Origin of the sequence: Nannocystis sp., from assembly GCF_016714285.1 — a bacterium.
Lineage (GTDB): Bacteria > Myxococcota_A > Polyangia > Nannocystales > Nannocystaceae > Nannocystis.
In genome coordinates this window covers 177,159-196,351 of record NZ_JADJNN010000013.1, presented here as the reverse complement: position 1 = coordinate 196,351, position 19,193 = coordinate 177,159, and the positions used below count along the sequence as shown (strand labels likewise).

The 19,193-nt window shown below is 71.5% G+C and carries 18 protein-coding genes; 9 read left to right on the top strand and 9 right to left on the bottom strand.

Annotation, left to right across the window (positions count from 1 at the left end):
• Positions 1–117: 117 nt before the first annotated feature.
• Positions 118–693 (top strand): peptide chain release factor-like protein, encoded by a 576-nt coding sequence (locus IPJ59_RS22970; protein WP_293273303.1) that lies wholly within the window; start codon positions 118–120, stop codon positions 691–693.
• 41 nt (positions 694–734) lie between these two features.
• Here the strand turns inward: IPJ59_RS22970 and IPJ59_RS22965 are convergent, their stop codons facing one another.
• The gene (locus tag IPJ59_RS22965) at positions 735–1,916 is read right to left on the bottom strand and encodes a vWA domain-containing protein (protein ID WP_293273302.1); all 1,182 of its coding nucleotides are present in this window, start codon (positions 1,914–1,916) and stop codon (positions 735–737) included.
• Positions 1,917–1,992: 76 nt separating this feature from the next.
• On the opposite strand from IPJ59_RS22965, the gene IPJ59_RS22960 reads away from it, so the two are divergent.
• Together IPJ59_RS22960 and IPJ59_RS22955 are read left to right on the top strand one after the other, a co-directional pair.
• Complete coding sequence (locus IPJ59_RS22960) at positions 1,993–3,615, top strand: sacsin N-terminal ATP-binding-like domain-containing protein (RefSeq protein WP_293273301.1); 1,623 nt, start codon at positions 1,993–1,995, stop codon at positions 3,613–3,615.
• Complete coding sequence (locus tag IPJ59_RS22955) at positions 3,597–7,178, top strand: hypothetical protein (RefSeq protein WP_293273300.1); 3,582 nt, start codon at positions 3,597–3,599, stop codon at positions 7,176–7,178. The genes IPJ59_RS22960 and IPJ59_RS22955 overlap by 19 nt, the downstream gene beginning before the upstream one ends.
• Before the next feature lie 25 nt (positions 7,179–7,203).
• Here the strand turns inward: IPJ59_RS22955 and IPJ59_RS22950 are convergent, their stop codons facing one another.
• The 4 genes from IPJ59_RS22950 to IPJ59_RS22935 all read right to left on the bottom strand — a co-directional run bounded on the left by IPJ59_RS22950 (position 7,204) and on the right by IPJ59_RS22935 (position 10,607).
• A complete protein-coding gene (locus IPJ59_RS22950) occupies positions 7,204–7,881 on the bottom strand; it encodes an OmpA family protein (protein ID WP_293273299.1) in 678 nt (225 codons plus the stop codon).
• Between the two features lie 112 nt (positions 7,882–7,993).
• Positions 7,994–8,758, bottom strand: coding sequence for a sterol desaturase family protein (locus IPJ59_RS22945; RefSeq protein ID WP_293273298.1), 765 nt, complete (start codon positions 8,756–8,758; stop codon positions 7,994–7,996).
• A complete protein-coding gene (locus IPJ59_RS22940; protein WP_293273297.1) occupies positions 8,755–9,174 on the bottom strand; it encodes a hypothetical protein in 420 nt (139 codons plus the stop codon). The genes IPJ59_RS22945 and IPJ59_RS22940 overlap by 4 nt, the downstream gene beginning before the upstream one ends.
• A 77-nt stretch (positions 9,175–9,251) precedes the next feature.
• Complete coding sequence (locus IPJ59_RS22935) at positions 9,252–10,607, bottom strand: LVIVD repeat-containing protein (protein WP_293273296.1); 1,356 nt, start codon at positions 10,605–10,607, stop codon at positions 9,252–9,254.
• A 125-nt stretch (positions 10,608–10,732) separates the two neighbouring features.
• Between IPJ59_RS22935 and IPJ59_RS22930 the strand changes: the two genes are divergently transcribed.
• The 3 genes from IPJ59_RS22930 (at position 10,733) to IPJ59_RS22920 (ending at position 12,550) form a co-directional block, all read left to right on the top strand.
• Complete coding sequence (locus tag IPJ59_RS22930; protein WP_293247551.1) at positions 10,733–10,936, top strand: helix-turn-helix domain-containing protein; 204 nt, start codon at positions 10,733–10,735, stop codon at positions 10,934–10,936.
• Positions 10,937–11,133: 197 nt separating this feature from the next.
• Complete coding sequence (locus tag IPJ59_RS22925) at positions 11,134–11,685, top strand: thioredoxin family protein (RefSeq protein ID WP_293273295.1); 552 nt, start codon at positions 11,134–11,136, stop codon at positions 11,683–11,685.
• A 277-nt stretch (positions 11,686–11,962) separates the two neighbouring features.
• Complete coding sequence (locus tag IPJ59_RS22920) at positions 11,963–12,550, top strand: WG repeat-containing protein (RefSeq protein WP_293247557.1); 588 nt, start codon at positions 11,963–11,965, stop codon at positions 12,548–12,550.
• 48 nt (positions 12,551–12,598) lie between these two features.
• On the opposite strand, the gene IPJ59_RS22915 is transcribed toward IPJ59_RS22920, so the two are convergent.
• Positions 12,599–13,798, bottom strand: a complete 1,200-nt coding sequence (locus IPJ59_RS22915) for a glycosyl hydrolase family 18 protein (RefSeq protein WP_293273294.1) — start codon at positions 13,796–13,798, stop codon at positions 12,599–12,601.
• 291 nt (positions 13,799–14,089) lie between these two features.
• Between IPJ59_RS22915 and IPJ59_RS22910 the strand changes: the two genes are divergently transcribed.
• The 3 genes from IPJ59_RS22910 (at position 14,090) to IPJ59_RS22900 (ending at position 15,743) form a co-directional block, all read left to right on the top strand.
• A complete protein-coding gene (locus tag IPJ59_RS22910) occupies positions 14,090–14,533 on the top strand; it encodes a hypothetical protein (RefSeq protein WP_293273293.1) in 444 nt (147 codons plus the stop codon).
• Positions 14,534–14,601: 68 nt separating this feature from the next.
• Positions 14,602–14,808, top strand: coding sequence for a hypothetical protein (locus IPJ59_RS22905; protein ID WP_293273353.1), 207 nt, complete (start codon positions 14,602–14,604; stop codon positions 14,806–14,808).
• Positions 14,809–15,065: 257 nt separating this feature from the next.
• A complete protein-coding gene (locus IPJ59_RS22900; RefSeq protein WP_293273352.1) occupies positions 15,066–15,743 on the top strand; it encodes a hypothetical protein in 678 nt (225 codons plus the stop codon).
• A gap of 306 nt (positions 15,744–16,049) precedes the next feature.
• Here IPJ59_RS22900 and IPJ59_RS22895 read toward each other — a convergent pair whose 3' ends face one another.
• From IPJ59_RS22895 to IPJ59_RS22885, 3 genes are all read right to left on the bottom strand, one after another.
• Positions 16,050–16,421: a c-type cytochrome gene (locus IPJ59_RS22895; RefSeq protein ID WP_293273292.1), complete on the bottom strand. Its 372-nt coding sequence runs from the start codon at positions 16,419–16,421 to the stop codon at positions 16,050–16,052.
• Between the two features lie 60 nt (positions 16,422–16,481).
• Positions 16,482–17,975 carry a UDP-N-acetylmuramoyl-L-alanyl-D-glutamate--2,6-diaminopimelate ligase gene (locus IPJ59_RS22890; RefSeq protein ID WP_293247575.1) on the bottom strand — a complete coding sequence of 498 codons (1,494 nt, stop codon included), beginning with the start codon at positions 17,973–17,975 and terminating at the stop codon, positions 16,482–16,484.
• Positions 17,976–18,188: 213 nt separating this feature from the next.
• Positions 18,189–18,911 carry a hypothetical protein gene (locus IPJ59_RS22885; protein WP_293273291.1) on the bottom strand — a complete coding sequence of 241 codons (723 nt, stop codon included), beginning with the start codon at positions 18,909–18,911 and terminating at the stop codon, positions 18,189–18,191.
• Positions 18,912–19,193 lie beyond the last annotated feature (282 nt).

Below are 19,193 nucleotides of genomic sequence, written 5' to 3'. Positions count from 1 at the left end.
AGACGATCATCGTGGAGATCCGGGCCGCCGAGGGCGGCGCCGACGCGCGCCTGTTGGTGTACGAACAGCTGGCCATTTATCAGAAGTTCGCCGCGCGGGAGCACCTTTGACCTCGAGGTGATCGACGAGCGGCCGGGCATCGTCCGCTGCAAGGTGCGGGGCAAGCGGGCGCAGGCCTGCTTCGCCGACGAGGCCGGCGGGCACCGCTGGCAGCGGGTGCCGCCGACCGAGAAGCGGGGTCGGGTGCACTCGAGCACGGTGACGGTGGTGGTGCTGACGCCGGCCGAGGCGGCGCGGGTCGAGCTGCGGCCGGAGGACCTGGTCGAGCAGTTCACGAAGGGCAGCGGCGCGGGCGGGCAGCACCGCAACAAGACCTCGACGACGGTGCTGCTGAAGCACCTGCCGTCGGGGATCTCGATCCGCTGCGACGGCGGGCGCAGCCAGAGCATGAACCGGGACACGGCGCAGGAGCTGCTGCAGGCCAGGTTGCAGGCGCAGGCGACGACGCGGGCGCGGGAGGAGCGTGACGCGACGCGTAAACAACAGGCGGGCTCGGGCATGCGCGGCGACAAGATCCGCACGGTGCAGGTCCAGGGCGACGTGGTGGTCGACCATCGCCGGGGCACGCGGACCTCGTACAAGCTGTACGCGCGCGGGCAGCTCGATGGGCTGCGCGGCGGGTCGGCGGAGTAAGGCGAGCGCGGGCCTGTCCTTCGGGACAGGCCCGTGGCGGCTCAGGCTGGCGGGTCGAACTTCATGCAGGCGAGGTCGATCTTCTCGGTGAGGGCGGTCTTGACGGCCTCGGGGACGGTCTTGGTGCCCTTGCACAGGTCGGCGGCGTAGCCGTTGGCGCCGAGCATGCCGGTGAACTGGTAGAGGCGGTCGGCGTGGAAGACCCCGCAGTCGATGCCGTTGCAGCCGCAGCTGCCGGGCTGGCCGCAGAAGTTGACGCCCGGGTTCAGGGTGGGGTCGCCGGCGATGACGATCGCCGCGACGCCGCCCATGTCGCCGCCCTTGACGGTGACGAGCTTCTGCAGGAGGCCCGGCAGGGGCGGCGGAGGGGTGCCGCAGCCGATGTTGCAGTCGTTGCCGTTCATCTGGTCGTAGGCGCCGTAGTCGTCGACGTCGGTGACCATGACGAGGACCAGGAGGGCGTCCTTGCGGATAAAGCCGCTCTTGTCGCTGGTGAGCAGGTCGGCGGCGCTGGTGAGGACGTGCTCGCAGCCGACGGAGGCCTCGAAGGTGTTGTTGCCGAAGCCGGAGACGGAGCAGTTGAAGGCCTTGGCGACGTCGGCGGGGGTGTTGCCGACCGAGTCGATCCACTTGTTGGGCTGGTCCCAGCAGTTGTTGGGGTTGACGAAGCCGTCGTCGTTGTCGGTGGTGACGGCGATGCGGTAGTCGATCTCGCCGTTCAGGTTGGCGAGGGTCGTGACGATGTCGGTGAAGGCGTTGACGGCGGAGAGGGCCTGGCGCTCCTCGATCATCGAGCCCGAGCCGTCGAGCACGAAGAGCATGTCGATCTTGCGGCAGCCCTCGACCGGGACGCCGGTGGTGGTGTCCTGGCCGACGTCGAGCTTGGGGCCCTCGTCGCCGCCGCTGCTGTCGGTGGTGGGGCCGCTGGTGACGGGGCCGGTGGTCGGGGCGTCGGTGGTGCTCTGCGTGACGCTGTCGCTGACGCTGCCGGGGCCGTCGCTGGTGAGGCCGGTGGTCGGGCTGGTGGTGGTCTCGCCGGGCAGCTCGACGCAGGTGTTGCTGAGGCAGGTCAGGTTCGGGTCACAGCCGCCGCCGGTGGTGCAGGGGCAACCAGCGCTGCCGACCGTGCAGCCGCCGGTGTCGCCGCTGCCGGCCGTGCTGTCGCCGCAGGCGATGCCGAGGAGGAGCGCGCCAACAAAGGAAGCCAGGCCAAGGGTACGCATGTCGGCAGGTTATCTTAGAGCGGGGCGCGTGGGCGCGCGCGGCCTGCCGGATGGGTGGCTCGTGTACACTGGCGCCGTGGTGCAGGCGCAAGCTTCGGTGGCGGAGGCGCTGGCCGGGCTGGTGCACCAGTTCGCGGACCCGATGGCCTGCTTCCGTGAGCTGGTCCAGAACGCGGTCGACGCGGGCTCGACCGAGATCGACATCCGCTTCGAGCACGTGGACGGGCGCCTGGTGGTGCACGTGGACGACTACGGCGAGGGCATGGACCGCCACATCATCGACACCAAGCTGACGCGGCTGTTCTCGTCGAGCAAGGAGGGCGACCGGACCAAGATCGGGCGGTTCGGGATCGGGTTCGTGTCGGTGTTTGCGTTGCAGCCGGAGGTGATCTGCATCGACACCTCGCGCGCGGGGGAGCACTGGCGGGTCATCTTCCTGCCGGACCGCAGCTTTCGCCGGGTGGCCCGCGAGCAGCCGGTCGACGGCACCAAGATCACGATCTACAAGACGATGGCGGAGAAGGAGGCGCGGGCGTTCATCGCGCGGGCGCGTGAGGTGATCGCGTTCTGGTGTCGCCACGTGCCGGCGGAGATCCGCATCGAGGGGCGATCGATCTCGCGGGCCTTCGGGCTCGAGCTGGCCTGCGTGGTCACGGCGGAGATCGGGGACGCTCGCATCGTCGTCGGCTACGACCAGGGCGATGACAGCTCGATCAGTTATTACAACCGCGGCTTGACCCTGCTCGAGGAGCGACCCGGGCCGTTCCCGGGGGTGCACGTGAAGCTGTGGTCGCCGGAGCTCGAGCACACGATGACCCGCGACAACGTGCTGCGCGACGAGGGCCACGCGCGGGTGCTGGGGCTGGCGCGGGCGCAGGTGGAGGGGCCGCTGCGGGAGCAATTGATCCGCGAGCTGGCGGCGCGGGCCGGGGAGCTGGCGGCGCGGACCGGGGCGCTGCACCGCCGCGGCGACGAGGCGGACGGGCTGATGCGCCAGCTGCTGCGCCACCTGCGAGAGGACGACGCGCTGCCGAAGGCGGCCTGGCGGACGCCGCTGGTCCGCTGTCACCACGCGGGGCTGGTCGACCTGAACACGCTGCGCAAGGCGGCGAAGGCGGGGCGGGTGACGTGGGCCTCGCAGGTGTCGCCGCTGACGGAGGCGCTGCACGCCCGCGGTGAGCTGGTGATCGCGGCCGAGGGTGAAGTGCCGGCGGGCGCGGCGGAGCGTGAGCCGCCGCGGGTGTGCGAGCTGGCCCAGGTGCTGGCGGGGCGGGCGTCGCCGCGGGCGAACGCGGTGCTGTGTACCTCGCTGGCGGCGGAGGAGCCGGCGTCGTGGGGAGTGCTGCGCGGCGAGCTCGACCTGCTGCTCTCCGAGCTGGGGCCGCGGCCGCGGCCGGTCGCGGCGAGCCTCGAGTACGCGAACTCGGCGGTGGCCTCGCGGGTGGCGATCGCCCAGGAGGAGGTGGGGGCGGTGAGCTCGGTCGATTCGTTGACGCTGACGTCGGGGCGACGGTTGATCGTGAATGTGCAACATCCGACGGTGCTGGCGGCGCTGCGGCTGGCGGCGCAGGAGCCGGAGCTGGCGGCGTACAAGCTGGCCAAGACGATCGTGCTCGAGGGCGGGGCGGGGCTCTCGCTGCAAGACGATCACAAGTTGGCTGCGAAGGCGATGGAGCGACGATGGCGACGGATGACCTGATCGCGGCGCTGCAGGGGGCGGGGCGGGTGGAGTCGGTGGGGAGCTTCAGCTTCGACCGCGAGAAGGCGCGCGAGAAGCTGCGGACCTTCCAGGTCGCCGAGCCGCAGCGCTATGTGCTGCACCTGGTGGCCCTGGCGACGCTGAAGGGGGCGAGCCAGCTGGAGATCGAGTGCGACAGCGACGACCTGATCGCGCGCTTCGACGGGGCGCCGATCACGGCGGAGGACCTCGACGACCTGTACAACTCGAGCTTCGCCGCGGCCCACACGGACCACCAGCGGGCGCGCCAGCAGCTGGCGATCGGCTTGCACGCGGCGCTGGCCCTGAACCCGCGGCACGTGCGGCTGATCAGCGGTGCGGGTGAGGGGGCGGTGACGATGCTGGCGCGTCACGACGAGGCCGACGTGATCGGGACGGCGACGGCGGCGACCCCGGGCACGCAGATCCACGTCAAGCAGCGGTTTCGGCCGGGGCTGGTGGTCCGCTTCGTCCGCCACCTGCGCGGCACCCTGGCCGAGGCGACGTGGCTGCGCGAGCGCGGGCGCTACGCGAGCTTGCCGATCACCTTGAACGGCGAGCGCATCAGCGAGGGGCTCGTGCTCGCCGACGCGGAGCATGTCCAGCGCGGGGAGCAGGGCAGCTGCCGCGGGGTGGCCGGGCTGTTGCCGGCGAGCGGCGGCTGCGGGGTGATCCGGCTGGTGCGGCACGGGGTGTGGATCTGCGACGAGGCGCGCGAGTGGCTGCCGGACGGGCTGGTGGCGGTGGTCGCGAGCGACCGCCTGCTCACCGACCTCTCGGGCGACAAGGTGGTGCAGGACGAGGAGCACGCGCGGGCGCTGGCGCTGGGGGTGAGCCTGGCGGCGGAGGTGGTGGCGCGGGCGATCGGGCCGGGTGAGGCGGTGGAGCTCGAGGCGGGGCTCCTCACGCGTCTGCGGCCGGTGTGGCGCAAGTGGCCGGGGGCCCTCGCTCCGCGGACGGTGATCGGCGAGGCGATGGCGCGGGTGGTCGCGTTCACGGACCTGTGGGGGCGCCGCTGCACGCTGGGGATGTTGCGCGCGCAGGCGGAGCGGGTCGGGCATCTGGCGGTCACGGACGGGGACTTCGCGGAGCTGCTGTCGGCGCGCGAGGAGCTCGTGATCCGCAGCGGCGACGCGTTTGTTGACTCCGTGCTGGCCATGGCCTTCGGCGAGCGGCGGCGCGACGTGAGCACGGCGCTGCGGCGCGACATGCAGATCGAGGCGAGGCGGCGGCGCTGGCGGGCGCAGCCATGCGAGGCGACGCTGAACCCGGGCAACTACGTGCTGGTCGCGCCGCTGGTGGTGACGCTGGGAGATCGCCAGGTGGTCGGCGAAGTCGGGGTGCGGCGCGTGGCCAGCGAGGTCTGTGCGCTGCGGGTGATCGTCGATGGTTGTTCGCTGGTGGAGCTCGAGCTCGCGGCGCCGATCGCCGGGGTCGACGCGGTGATCAGCGGCCCGTTCGCGGTCGCGGACGACTGCTCGGGGCCGGTGCGCGACGAGCTGTTCGCGGCGGCGCTGGCGGGCTGGCTGGCGAGCGCGCGCGCGCTCACCGAGGCGGCGCTGCGCCGCGGCCTGGTCGTGTGGGGCCCGGGTCCAGCGATGCAGGCGCTGCTGTACGGGCTGGTGCGGGCGATGCACCGCAGCGAGGGGCTGCGGGCGACCTTGAAGGCGGGCGGCTACGAGGGCGAGGCGCTGGCCGGGCGCGAGCGGGCGCTGCTCGCTGGCGTGCCGCTGGTACATGTCCCGAAGGACATGGCCGAAGAGCCATGGATCCGCGAGGCGCTGCAGTTCGCCACGGGGGCCGGGTTGCAGCTGAGCGTGGGCGCGGTGGCGGCGGGGCTGCGGCAGAAGTTGCCGCTGGCATGGGTGCCGGAGGAGTGCGAGCCGCACCCGGGGCTCTCGGCGCCGGTGCTGCGCGTGGATGGGCGCGGGCGGGACCTGCTGCGCTGGCTGTTTCCGGGGCAGGTGCGGCGGATGGACCCGGAGGAGTACCGGCGGCTGCGCGGCGAGGCGATCTTGCGGGCGCGGCCGGAGGAGCGCTTCGGGCTGTCGCAGTTCACGCATCTGGCGAGCGTGGTGGTGGTGCACGAGGGGCAGCGGGTGGCCATGGCGTTCGCGCGGACGCAGGAGGGCTGGGACGAGGCGACGTCGCGGTCGACCTGCACGATCTTCTTTGCGGGGCGATCGATGGCGCGGGCGACGATGTGGTCACCTGTCCTTGGGGTCAGCTATGTGATCGCCGGCGACGCGCTGACGCCGAAGCCGAGCTGGGACGCGATGGTGCCGGACGACGCGTACTTCGCGGCGCTGCAGCGGGCGGCGGCGGCCGTGCCGGCGCTGGTGCGCCGGGCGATCGAGGAGGTCGCGGCCGACCCGTCGGGGGAGGAGGGGCTGGCGTGGCGACGCGGGCTGCTGGCGGCGCTGGCCGCCAGCTTCCCGACGCCGGCGCTGCGCGACGTCTACGCCCGGCTCGTGGCGGAGTACGGCCCGGCGGCGGGGATGAGCCACTACGAGCGGCTGCTCGCGCTGGCTTCGCTCGTGACGCCGGCGACCTTCACGCGCCAGCTCGCGGAGCTGCGCGACAACCTCGGGCTGCTCGTCGATACCCGGTCGCTGGCGGCCTCGCTGTCGCTGCCGCCGCCGACGGCCGCGCAGGTGTCAGGGGTGTCGACTGTGCTCGGCGAGCTGCGGAGCTTGCTCGGCCAGAGCGGCGGGGCGACCTGGCTCGACGACGTGCTGCGATGCACACCGGAGCTCGCCGCGTTGCCGTTGTTTGCGCGGGTCGACGGGCGTCCGGTGAGCCTGGCCGAGGCGACCGCGCAGGCGCAAGCGGGCGGGCTGCACATCCACGTCAACCCGGGTGAGCGGCGGCCGGCGGGCTTTCTCCGCTCGCTGCGGGTCGACGCGGTGACGCGCGAGCTGCTCGCATGTCTCTACGGCGAGCATCGCCTGAAGGCGGAGCCGATCGCCGCGCCGCGGGAGCCGGAGGCCGAGGCGGTGGTGTCGACGCGGCGACGGCCTCGCGCGGCGGCGCCGGTCGACGAGGTGAGCGAAGATCCGCCGCCGACGGCGGCCGACCTGGCGGCGCTGTTCGCCGCGCTCGAGACCGAGGCGCGCACGTCGAGGCCGCCGCCCGTGCCCCAGCCCGCGCCCGTGGTCGCCGACGTGGTGGTCGCGCCGCGGCCCGAGCCGGCGCCGCCGAGCCCGGACGACCGCCTGATCTCGGCGCTGCGGGCCGAGCTCGACGCGCTGCGCCGCGGCCATGAGTCGCTGCTCAGCGGCTTCAACCTCGACCACGTGCGGGCCACGCGGGGCCGCAGCAGCGGGGCGGTGAGCATCGGCCTCGCGGGCTTGCAGGTGCATGTCAGCGACCCGCTGGTGCAGCGGGCGATCGCCGGCCACGCGGATGACCCGGTGCTGGTCAGCTTCCTGGTCTCGCGGGTGTACACGGCGCTCAACCTGTGGCGCGAGGACATCACGGATGTCGATGAGCGCAGCTTCCACGCGCGCCACCTGGCGTGGCTGGCCGAGCGCGGCGGGTCCTAGCAAGTCGACACGCCGCGCCGACTTGCTAGGGGCTGAGCAGGCTGAGCTCGATGCGGCGGTTGCGGGCTCGTCCGGCGGCGGACTTGTTGCTCGCCAGCGGCTCGTTGGCGTCGGCGCCGCGGGTCTCGATGCGCGTCGGGTCGACGCCCTTGTCGACGAAGTAGTCGCGGATCGCGTCGGCGCGCTTGTGTGAGAGCAGGCCGGAGTACGCGGCCACGCTGCGGCTGTCGACGTGACCGGCGAGCTCGATGCGGACCTGCGGGTAGCGCTGCAGGACGGCGACGATGCGGTCGAGCACGCGGCGAGACTTCGCGCGGATCTTGTCCTTGTCGGGGTCGAACTCGAGGCCCTTGATCACGCCGGTGATCGCGGTCAGCTCGGCGGGCAGCTCGTCGATGCAGCCGTCGAGGTCCTCGAAGCCGTTGCGCGTCTCGGGCGTGGCGGGGCAGCGGTCGTCGGGGTCGCGGATGCCGTCGTGGTCGCTGTCGGGCGGCAGGCAGCCGTGCGGTGCGACGCCGGCCTCGCGCGGGCAGCGGTCGAAGGGGTCGGCGAAGCCGTCGCCGTCGAAGTCTCGCATCGCGCTCGGCGGCGGCGGCGGGGTCGAGGCGGCCGGGGCCAGGGGTGGCGGGGCCGCGTTGAGGCAAGCGGCGAGCAGCGGCGCGGCGAGGCCGGCGATGATGGCGGTGGTTCGCGCGTGGCGCATCCGCGACGACGCTAGACCATCCGCCGGCCGCCGCATAGGCGTGGGCCGGTGCGGCTTCGCCCGGCGGGCAAGGGTCTCGGCGAGGCGATGCGGGAAAGCGCGGGGTATTCCATCAGGGCGCCCCGGTACGAAATGGCCGCAGCAGCTGCGCGAGGTATCTGCGTGGCCATGGCTCCGCGAGGCCGAGGGGATAGGTCTCTGGCTCGCGCGGGCGGTGGTAGGTGCCAAACAGCAGGTCGAGGTAGGGGGCGAGGTTGGCGAAGTTGTGGCGCGTGCGGGTGGTCCGGGCGTGGTGCCAGTGGTGCAGCTCCGAGGCGCCCAGCAGCACGCGCAGCGGCCCGAGCGGCACGCGGACGTTGCTGTGGATGAAGATCGCCCACAAGCCACGGAACACGATCAGGCCGCCGATCGCCGCGAAGGGCAGCCCGAGCAGCATGCCCGGGAGGTTGATGCAGATCTGCGTGATCACGCCGTCGACCGGATGCTCGCGGTGCGCGGCCAGCCAGTCGAGGCGCTCGCTGCTGTGGTGGACCGCGTGGAAGCGCCAGAGCCACGCATATCGATGGCAGGCGCGGTGGAACCAGTATGTCAGTAGATCGCCGAGCACCAGCGCCACGACGACCTGGGCCCACAGCGGCAGCCCGCCGGACCAGGCATCGAGGGACACCGGCAGGATCGCGGCGTGCACGGCGTGGAGCGCCGCCACCACCAGGACGCCGAACACGAGGTACTGGCCGAGGAAGAACGCGAGGTCGATCGTCCATTCAGGTCGCAGCGCCGGCTGCCCCGGCCGCGCCGGGAATACGCGCTCGAGCGGCGTGAACACGAGCACCAGCACCGTGAGGCTGGCCACCGCCGTCCACAGCGCGGCCGTCATCGCTGGCCTCGTTGCGCCGGCTGCCCCTTCGGGTCCGGCCTGGCAGGCGCCGGGACCCAGACCTCATCGTCGGACTTGGCGCCCCCGAAATAGCGGTCGGGCAGCTCGGCTTCGGCGAGGTCCCGCACCGGCGTGGACGTGGACGTGGGCGTGGGCGTGGGCGTGGCGGGCGTGGGCGTGGCGGGCGTGGGCGTGGGCGCGGCCTGCGAGGCCACCGGCGTGGCCTTCGCGGGCACCTGCGCGGCCTGCGAGGTCACCGGCGTGGCCTTCGCGGGCACCTGCGCCGGCGGGGCTGCGCTGCAGCCGGCCAGCCCGGCGCGGGCGATCGCCATGCTGGCGACGGTGCCCGAGAACACCAGGGTCACGAGCTTCAGCGGCCAGGAGAGGGGCTCGGTGGGGGGCGGCAGCGGGTGCATCCTCGCATGTACGCACGCGCCGCAGGATCGTGTCTCACGCGTGTACCCGACGGCGGCGCCGCGGCGCGCAGCCGCGACTACTCCTCCCAGCGCGTGACCCACAGCGGCTGCGGCGGGAAGTAATGATCGACGTTGGTCCAGCGGAGCTCCGCGATCGGCGGGACCCGCCCCTGCGTCGCCGGATCTGACACGTTCTCATACACCTTTACTGCGTGCTGATCGGAGTTCGCCGCGGGCGGACCCATCGGCGTGTAACCGGCGGCGACGAACATTCGGTCGCCCTCCGGGCGATAGAACAGCCCGTACGCGCTCCATTGCCCCATATCCGAGTCGTCCTCGGCCTCGTGGATCGACAGCACACGCGGCGCCAGGTCGAGCACCTCGGTCGGTCCCTTGTTGCCCCAATGTGCGCCCTTGAGCGAGTAGAACAGCACCTCGTTGGTGTGGTGGGCGACCGCGAGGATCTCCCCCTTGGCGATGAACCAGGTGTTGTGGGTCGTCGGGTTGCCGATGTCGAGTCGCGTGTTCGGCCCGGCGACCAGGAGGTTCGGCAGCGAGGGCCCGTTGCGGGTGGAGATGTTCTCGTAGATGAGCACCTGCGGCTGCTTGCCGCCGATCATCGGCATCGCCGCCACGAAGGCGCGGTCGGTCGCCGCGTCGACGTATATGTACACGGGCGCGCCCATATCCTGCCACGTGATCGTGCGGTCGGGCTTGATGTCGCCGTCGACCTCCGAGGCCTTGTCCCACACCAGGATCGACCCCGCGAAGGTGTTGGCGACATACAGGATGTCGCGCGTCTCGTCGACCCAAACGCCGTGTGGCAGCCGCAGGGTGGTCGTCGGGCCGAACAGGCTGCGCGTCGCCACCTGCGGCCCGTCCAGCTGCGACGCACCGGCGAAGACCGCGACCGACCCGCACAGGCTGGCCATCGGGCAGGGCTCGCCCTCCGTCGTCGTGAACAGGGCGCCCGCGTACAGCTCGTCGCGGTCCTCGCGGACGAAGATGGTGTGCACGAAGTTGAGGTGCACCCCCTGCGCGTCGCTCGACATCTTGACATTGACCGTACCGTCCGGATCGACGGGTCCGGTCTTGGCGCTGTTGACCCCCGTGATGTCGTCGAAGCGGACGATCCCGTGCCAGTCGCGCATCGGGTCGAACTCGCCGGTGCCGACGTAGAGGCGCTCACGCACCGGCCCCGCCGGGCCGCCCGAGCTCTCGCTCTCGCCGCCCGAGCTCTCGCCCACACCACCCGATGCACCGGTCTCACCGTCCGAGGTCGGCGTCGAGGTCGAGGCCGGCCCCGTCGTGCCCGCGCCGCCGGTGGAGGCCGTCGCACCCGTCTCGCTGGTCCCGCCACCGGCGCCTCCGCCCGTGTCCCCACAGGCCAGCGTCCCGACGGACAACAAACACGCGAGTGATCGGTAGATCATCGCCGCATCATAGACTTTCGCGCGCGAATGCGCAGCCTGGCGTGCCCCGGAGCTCCCCATGGCGGAGGTCTTCAGGGCGCGAGCTTGATCTGCGCCAGGACAAGCAGCCGGGCTAATGGGGAGTCATGCCGCAGATCATCCTTGAAGACTTCAACCTCGCCGCCGCCGAGCGCCGCCTCTGCGTCGCCGCCCTCGATCTCGCCGGCAACATGGTCGGCGCGGCCCAGCTGCTCGGCATCACCCGGCACGCGCTCAAGCGCCGCATCATCAAGCTGCAGATCGTCTATCCGCGGCCGGCCGAGCCGGCGCCCGGGTCGACCCGGGAATAGCGAGCCGGGCTGCGTATGCTCGCACTTGCTTCCGCCGCGTGGCGGGACAGGTCATTGCCCCGCGAGCGCGGCGAGCAGCCTGGTCCTGGCCGCGGTCTCGTCGGCCTGCGACATGCGCGTGCCCATCGTGGGCGCGACCCTACCATGAGGCATGGCGAGCACTGTCCAGCCCGCGCGCCGCGTGGTACGAGTCTCTCGTGCGCGTCGCCCACGGTCTGTATGTCCTGTCCCTGTTCGCCTGCGGGCCAGCCGAGCCGGCGCCAGCGGCATCACCAGCGGCATCACCAGCGGCGACGGCTCCGACAGCTCCGACGGTGGCAGCGGCGGAGCTGGTGCCCGAGAAGCTCGACGTCAAGGCCGAGCCGGAGATCTACGACCTCAAGGCCGACGGCGACGCGCTGTTCGAGCAGGCGCTGGCCCAGGCGCGCGAGCAGAACAAGCGGGTGCTGGTGACGATCGGCGGCAACTGGTGCGTATGGTGCCACAAGCTGCACCTGCTGTTTCGCCGCGATCCGGCGATTGGCGCCCGCCTCGAGCGATCGTTCGTGGAGCTCAAGCTCGACACGGTCGCCCACGAGTCGATCGTCACACGGCTCGCCCCAAACCCGAAGGACGGTGTGCCCTACCTCTTCGTCCTCGCGGCGACCGGCGAGGTGCTCGCGCGCCAGGAGACCGGCTCGCTCGAGCTCGGCCCGCGTCACGACCCCGCCAAGGTGCTGGCATTCCTCGAGGCCCAGGCGGGCGCCTGAGTCGAGGCCGCGTGATGGCGCGAACGCGGCCAAAAGTGCGCATGACCGCGCCGATAATTGACTTGCCGCTTTCGTGACCACGCCGGAAGATCGGCCGATGCACTGCCGCGGCACGCTGCTCTCGTCTGTCCTTTGGGTCATCCTCCCGGCCTGCTCACCACCGGCCGCGCCGGCCGCGAAACCCGGCGCTGACGCGAGCCCCCCAGTCGCGGTCGCGCCACCAGCCGCGGTCGCGCCACCAGCCGCGGTCACTCCACCAGCCGCGCCAGCCGCGGCCTTGCCCCTGGCTGCGACGAAGCCGCGGCCCGCGACCGCGGGCTGGAAGAGCTTCGAGGACGGCGACCTCGTCGGCTTCAAGGACGCCGAGGGGAAGGTCGTGCTCGCCGCGCGCTACCAGGTCGCCCAGGAGTTCACGCCAGGCGGCATGGCCTGCGTGGTCGACGGCGACGGCTGGGTGTGCATCGACGGTAACGGCGCTCCGCTGCTGCGCCCCTTCATCTTCGACAACGGGCCGGACGAATTCTCCGAGGGCCTCGCCCGCTTCGTCGAGGGCGAGAAGATCGGCTTCTTCGACGAGTCCGGGGCCAAGCAGATCCCCGCGCGCTTCAGCTTCGCCCTGCCCTTCGCCGACGGGCGGGCCGCGTTCTGCGACGGCTGCACCCGGCGCTGCGAGGACGAGCATTGCAGCGTGAGCGGCGGCAAGTGGGGCCTCATCGACAAGACCGGCACCGAGGTCGTCGCGGCGAGCTTCGACGAGATCGGCACATTCGCGGGAGGCAGCGCCCGCGCCGTGCGAGACGGCAAGCCCCTGACGATCGACCGCGACGGCCAGCCACAGACCGGCAAGGTCAAGAAGGGCGGGTGACCCGTATGCACGCAGATTGCCGCAGCCTCGCCTCCCTCTGGGCCCGGCTCAGCCGCCGCAGAAGTTCTGGTCGTAGAACTGGCGGAAGGGGCCCGAGAACCAGCCGTCGTATTCGTTGGGGTGGGCCCAGAAGAACACGCCGCCGTCGTTCGGATACCAGCCGGCGACGGTCTGGGCGACGGTGACGGCGGCGGGCTGGGTGGCGACGGGGTTGCAACCGGGCTCGATGCAATGGCCGAAGACGACGCGAGAGGCGTCGCCGGCAAACGGACCGTCGACGAGCGCGCGGTAGTGGTCCTCGATCGCGGCGAGGCCGTTCGGGTCGAACGGGTTCATGCCGCCGTTGTAGTACTGCGGCATGAGGAAGCTGATCGCATCAGCGTGCTGAGCGACGATCTCGAAGTACGGATCGCCGGCGTGCAGCTCGCTGTCCATCGGCGCGTGGGTCACCAGCTTCCGGGCCGCCGGGAGGGCGTCGAGCGCGGCGCGCAGGCCGGTGGTGAGGGCGGCGACGAAGTCCCGGTGCGGCGCGTCGTGCAGGCAATACTCGTAGTCGATGTCGATGCCGTCGAGGTCGTTGTCGGCGACAAGGCCGGTGAGGGCCTCGACGACGGCGGGGGTGTTGCTGATGCAGTGGTCCCAGCACTTCGTCATTTGCCCGCAGGTGCCCTCCCAGACGCCGCCCATGCTGGCGCCGCCGAAGCTGAGGAGGACCTTGACGCCGGCGGCGTGGAGGTCGGCGGCGAGCTCGGCCAGGCTCTTGCCGTTGCACCCGGGGACGGCGCCGATCGTGCAGCTCTCGTCGCAGATGACGCCGTTCGGGGTCCAGGTGTAGCTGACCGCGAACGCGATCACAGCATGGCTCCAATTCGCCATCTGCGCCGGCGTGGGGCACTCCTGCCAGTTGGCGACGAAGGCGACGACGCGGTGGTCGTCGACGCAGGCCTCGCCGCCGCCCGTGCCATCGGTGGTCGCGCTCGACGACGTGTCGCCCGAGCTGTCGGTGGCCGTGCTCGGGCCCGAGGACGGGCCCGAGGACGGGTCGGTCGTCGGGTTCGTCGCGCTGGTCGTCGGCTCCCGGCCGGTGGTGCCGACGGTCTCGACAGTTGCGGAGTCGGCCGAGCTCGGGTCCGAGGTCGGGCCGGGGCCCGTGGCGTCGCCCGTGGAGGGGTCGCTCGTCGCGTCGCCGCGGTCTACCCCACAGGCGGCAAGGGCCACGAAGAGAAGCGAGGCGTGGGAGCTACGCATCCGCGGAGCGTATCACGGACCTGCCGAGGATCGCTCGTCTGCGTCGACGAGGCCCCCGTCCGCGCGTTCGCCGACGCGCTCGAACAGCGAGGGGCGCGGTGACTTGCCCGGCGTAGATGACCCCCTGGCCACCCGTGTCTGTGCTATGGAGCTTGTCGCCATCCGACGGACCGCGGGACCGTTCAACGCGCACGCACCGGCCGAGGTCCTTGAATTTCTGGCAGATCCGCGGCCATCGTCGCCGGGGTAGTAGCCATTGCTTCGCACCCATGCGGCAAGGCTCACTCCACAATGCCCTCCGAATCTCTGCGAGTCACCGAGCAACAATTGCTCGCCAAATACAAGATCGTTCCCAGCCTGAAGATCCCGCTGCGGGCCACCGACGAGCACTTGAAGCTGGTGGTGAGGATCCTGGCGGCCTTCGACGGTCAAGCCCTGCGCCAGCAGGGGGTCGTGGCCGCGATCGCGGAGTTCACCCGGTGTTATGAACAGTTTGCCAGGCAGCTCCCGACCGAGGTGTCGGTCGGCGTCGTCCGGCTGCGCATCGCCTGCGCTGCCGGATGTAGCCACTGCTGCGTGACGCCGGTGACGGTGATATCGTCGGAGGCGCTCACGATCGCCGCATATATCGGTGATACGTTCTCAGGGTGCAAATGGCGGCGCTCGCCGAGCGATTCGCCGCTTACAGGCTACCCGTCGATCCGCAGGGGACGCCGGGGTCTTTGTGCCCTCTGAACGAGAACGGGCTGTGCTCGGTGTACGAGGTCCGACCATTCAACTGTCGGCGGTTCCACTCTCTCGATGTGCGGGCCTGCGAGCGCTACTTTCGCGAGGGCATCCTGCCCAGCGAGCGAATGGAGGAGCCCAACCGGGCCGACCGCTTCGGCTTCTTCTGGCAGAGCGCCGACGTCGCGTTCATGGCGCTCGGTCTGGAGACCAGCGATCTCGACTTCATTCCGGCGCTCCTGATCGCCCTGAGCGAGCCCGGACGCCGCGAGCAGGCTGCTTGACGGCGAGGCGCTGTTTTGTGGCGCGATCCACCCGGAGTCGTAGGCAAGTTCTGCGAATGAATCGCTGAGTCATGGACCCGAGGCAAGCGGCCTCGACTCGAGTCAAGCCTGAAATGGCACTCATGCGACCAGAGACTCGCCTCGATCTCGGCAGGGTTGAGCCAACTCCCATGTTTTGGCGTGTAGTGGACCGTAAACCTACTCCACAGGGCCTGGCCTGCTTCGGCACCAAAGGTGGTGCACAGCGAGTTCTGGGAGTGGCCTCCGTCGTTCCGGAGAACCCCGAGGCGTGCCGGGGCATCGGCGATCTTGCCGTCGGGCGGTCGAACGACCATTGTGTGGAGGCGGTGCTCGGCGGGCTCTCGTACCTCGCCTCGGAGACGATCCAGGGTGACGAAAACAAGTTCTGGAGCGGGCTCCTGTGCATCCTGGCGGCCGGCACAGTCCCGGAGTGGCCCGAACAGGACGACCCGCAGCCGATCAAGGCGGTCCTTGAGGCGCTCACCCCGGAGAAGAGCCAGCCTGGGGGTTGCAACGACGGCTTCGCTCGCCCGGCGGCCCCTCTCTTGGTCCTGCTGTTCACGAACGCCGACCAGGCGCCCCTGCAAGACCCCTGGTCACCTATGCCCCAGGGGTGGGGGTCCGACCTCGTCATGCTGCGCGGTCCGGGCAAGGCCTACGATCGGATCGGTGTCGTGACGATCGTCGGCCCCGACATCCTCGCGGATCCCGGCGTCTGTCAGGCCGCCGCGCCGGAGAAGTTGCTCGAGTTCTCCGACATCTTCGACCCGATGCAGACCCGTCGTTATGACATTTGCTCGCTCAAGCACCCCGACAAGTGCCAGGCGAACACCGACGATGCGCTGGTCCCGGCCACGGAGTTCCTTGAGGAGTCCCTGCGCAACGTGACCTGCGCGATCTGTGGCGGTCGATGAGGCCATGGTCCATCACCGCTCGCCAGCGCATCGGCGGCGTTTCGCGGCTTGAGGGGTTCGGAGGGAGAAGCCGGCTGGACTCCGGCGTGGAAGTCGCGGTGCCAGTTGGGCATGGCGCCTCGCGGCTCAATTACGCCCAGGGGCCCTCTGGCGGGGGGATAGGGCGCTTCGTTTGGTGCCAGTCTGGTGACAGTACTGGGGGAGTCAGAGTCGGCCCGGGTACCTGGAGGGTACACGGGCCGACGGCTGAAAGCGGACTGAAGCGGCGAAATGAGGCCTAGGTAGGCCTGGTTGATGTTCTGAGCCTTAATCTGGCGTATCGCAGGAGGCCCAGTTGTAGATCTGCGTCTTCTCGGCATCCGAGAGTTGCGGGCTGCCGGCGGGGGGCATGGCGCCCTCGTAGACCTCGTCGATGGCGGTGGCGGCGTTGGCTTTGGCGGCGTCGTAGGTGTCGTAGTTGATGGCTGCGGGGGCGTTGGCGCGGGCGGCCCCGGTGAGGGTCGAGCTGTGGCAGGTGACGCACTTGGACCAGGCGGTGATCTCGGAGTACTTGGGCGGGGTCACGGTGGCGCAGTCGACGTTCGGGCCCTCTCCGCCTTCGTCGCCTTCGCCGCTGTCGCAGGCGGGGAGCAGGGGGGCGCTGAGCAGGAGGGCGAGGGACAGTGTTCGGAGCGTCATGGTCTTGGTCCTGAGGGTGGCGACGATAGCCCGGGCGCTTGGGGCGGTGCAAGGCGGTGCTCAGGGGCGTGGGCGGGCGGCGAGCGCATGGGTTGCGTGTTCGCGGTCGTCGAAGTGGACCTTGGTGGTGCCGAGGATCTGGTAGTCCTCGTGGCCCTTTCCGGCGATGAGGATGAGGTCGTCGGGGCCGGCGCTGGCGATCGCGTGATCGATCGCGGCCGCGCGGTCGACGATGTCGCGGACGCGGGGGCGGTGGCTGGCGGGGATGTCGGCGAGCATCTGGGCGACGATGGCGGGCGGGTCCTCGGTGCGCGGGTTGTCCGAGGTTGCGATGAAGTGGTCGGCGGCCTGGGCGGCGATGCGGCCCATGGGGGCGCGCTTGCTCGGGTCGCGGTCGCCGCCGCAGCCGAGCACGATCCACAGGTGGCCGCGGCAGGCCGGGCGCACGGCTTCGAGGGCGCGGGCGACGGCGTCGGGGGTGTGGGCGTAGTCGACGACGACGGTCGGGCCGGGGACACCGGGGACCTCGACGCGCTCGAGGCGGCCGGGGGCGCCGCGGCTGCTGGCGAGGCCGGCGAGGCAGTGGGTGAGGCCGAGGCCGAGGCCGAGGCCGAGGCCGAGAGCGACGAGCGCGTTGTCGAGGTTGTAGGCGCCGATCAGCGGCGAGCGCAGGTGGGCCTCGCCGGCGGGGGTGCGCACGCGCAGGTCGAAGCCTGGCCCGACGGACATGTCCTCGAGGACACAGAGCTCGGCGTCGGGGTCGCGGCCGCGGGAGGCTCGCCAGGCGCGGGCGCCGGTGTCGCGGGCGGCGGCCAGGAATTCGTGGGCGCGGGGCTGGGCGTCGACGGCGGCGACGGCGAGGCCATCGGGGCGGAGATAGTCGCTGGCGAGCAGGCGCTTGGCGGCGAAGTAGGCGTCCATGTCGCCGTGGAAGTCGAGGTGGTCCTGGGAGAAGCTGGTGAGGCCGACGGCGTGGTAGCGCAGGGGCTGGACGCGGGCCTGGGCGAGGGCGTGGGAGGAGACCTCCATGACGAGGTCGGTGGCGCCGCGGGCGACGGCGGCGGCGAGGAGGGCCTGCAGCTCGAGCGGGAAGGGGGTGGTGAAGCCGGCGGGGGCCTCGTGATCGACGATCCAGTTGCCGGCGGTGCCGATGCGGAGGTGCGGGTGGGCGGCGGCGCGGAGCATCGCGGCGACGAGATAGGTGACGGTGGTCTTGCCGTTGGTGCCGGTGACGCCGGCGAGGCGGAGCTGGTTGGCGGGCTGGCCGAAGCTGCGGGCGGCGAGCTGCGGGAGGGCGGCGGCGGTGTCGTTCAGCCACACGTGCGGGTGCTGGGGCGCCGGGGCGCGGCCGCGTTGGAGCAGCAGGGTGGTGGCGCCGGCGGCTGCGGCCTGGGCGAGGAAGGCGTGGCCGTCGTGGGTGAGGCCGGGGACGGCGAGGAAGGCGAGGCCGGGGCGGACGTGGCGGGAGTCGACGGCGAGGCCGTCGATCTCGGTGGCGGGGGAGCAGCCGTGGTACTCGGCGGGCAGGTCGGCGAGGAGGGTGCCGAGGCGCATGGCCGGGACCTTAGCCGCGGCGGGCTCGCGGGGGACAGGAAAATGCTCGGTCGCGAATGTCAGCGGCAGCTATTGCGGCGGGGCGCCGGTCGGGCCGAAAGCAACAGCGGCCGGCTCGGGCTGGGGAGCGCCGGGCACGTGGGCTGAAAGAAAAAGCGGCCGGCTGTTGGGAGCCGACCGCGTGTTGCACTGCTGGGGGGCAGCGCAGGTGCCTCAGGCGCGGAGGAAGCGGGCGATCGGGCGGGCGAAGGTGAGGGGGGCGGCGATCATGCTGCCGGCGAGCAGGGCGAAGGCGGAGCCCCACAGGACCACGGAGCCACTCGGGGTGAGCAGGAGGTAGCTGACGGTGGGGGCGCCGAGCAGGCCGCAACCATCGGCGAGGGCGATGCCACCGGCGATGCCCATGCCGGCGAGGCCCCAGGTGCGGCCGCGCAGGAGGCCGGCGACGCCGACGACGCCGGCGACGAGGGCGACCATGTGCAGGAGCTCGGGGGCGGGGGCGAGGGGGTAGAGGATGAGGAGGGGCAGCGACATGCCGGCGGACTTGACGGCGCGGCGCATGAGCACGAGCGACTCCTCCTGGAAGTGCCAGCGCTCGGCGGTGGACTCGGAGTGCTCGTAGCGGGCGGCCATGCCCTCGCCGGCGAGGAACAGGGAGACGATGAGGTGGGAGGCGCCGAACACGGCGATGGTGGGCTCGAGGCCGGTCTGGAGGAGGGTCAGCAGCGACAGGGCGCCGAAGTTGCCGAGGCCGATGGCGAACCAGCGGGCCCAGAACCACTCCGCGGCGACGCCGACGAAGGCGAGGCCGTAGACGATCGAGAGGCCGGTGAAGCAGGCGAACAGCTCGTCCGGGCCGAGCAGGGCCGTGAGGACGAAGTTCCAGAAGAACAGGCTGAGGAGGAGGAGGGAGATCGCGCGTCGGATGCCAATCATGAAACCTCGGGGGGACCAGCCTACGCCGGGGGTAGCGACGGCGCAACCGTGGCGCAACCGCTGTTTGCTGCCGTCTGCGCGGGAGATCGGGCATGTGCTTTGCGTCGGGTGCGGCTCGCCACAGGACGCCTGGGCGGCGAGTCCGCGTGTGGCTCGTGGGCGGGACCGGCGGTGAGTCCCTGGCGGGGTCGACATGACCGCGTCGCGGGTGCAGGGCCGGCCCCGGGGCGGTGAGGGTCGACATGACCGCGTCGCGGGTGCAGGACCGGCCCGGGGCGGTGA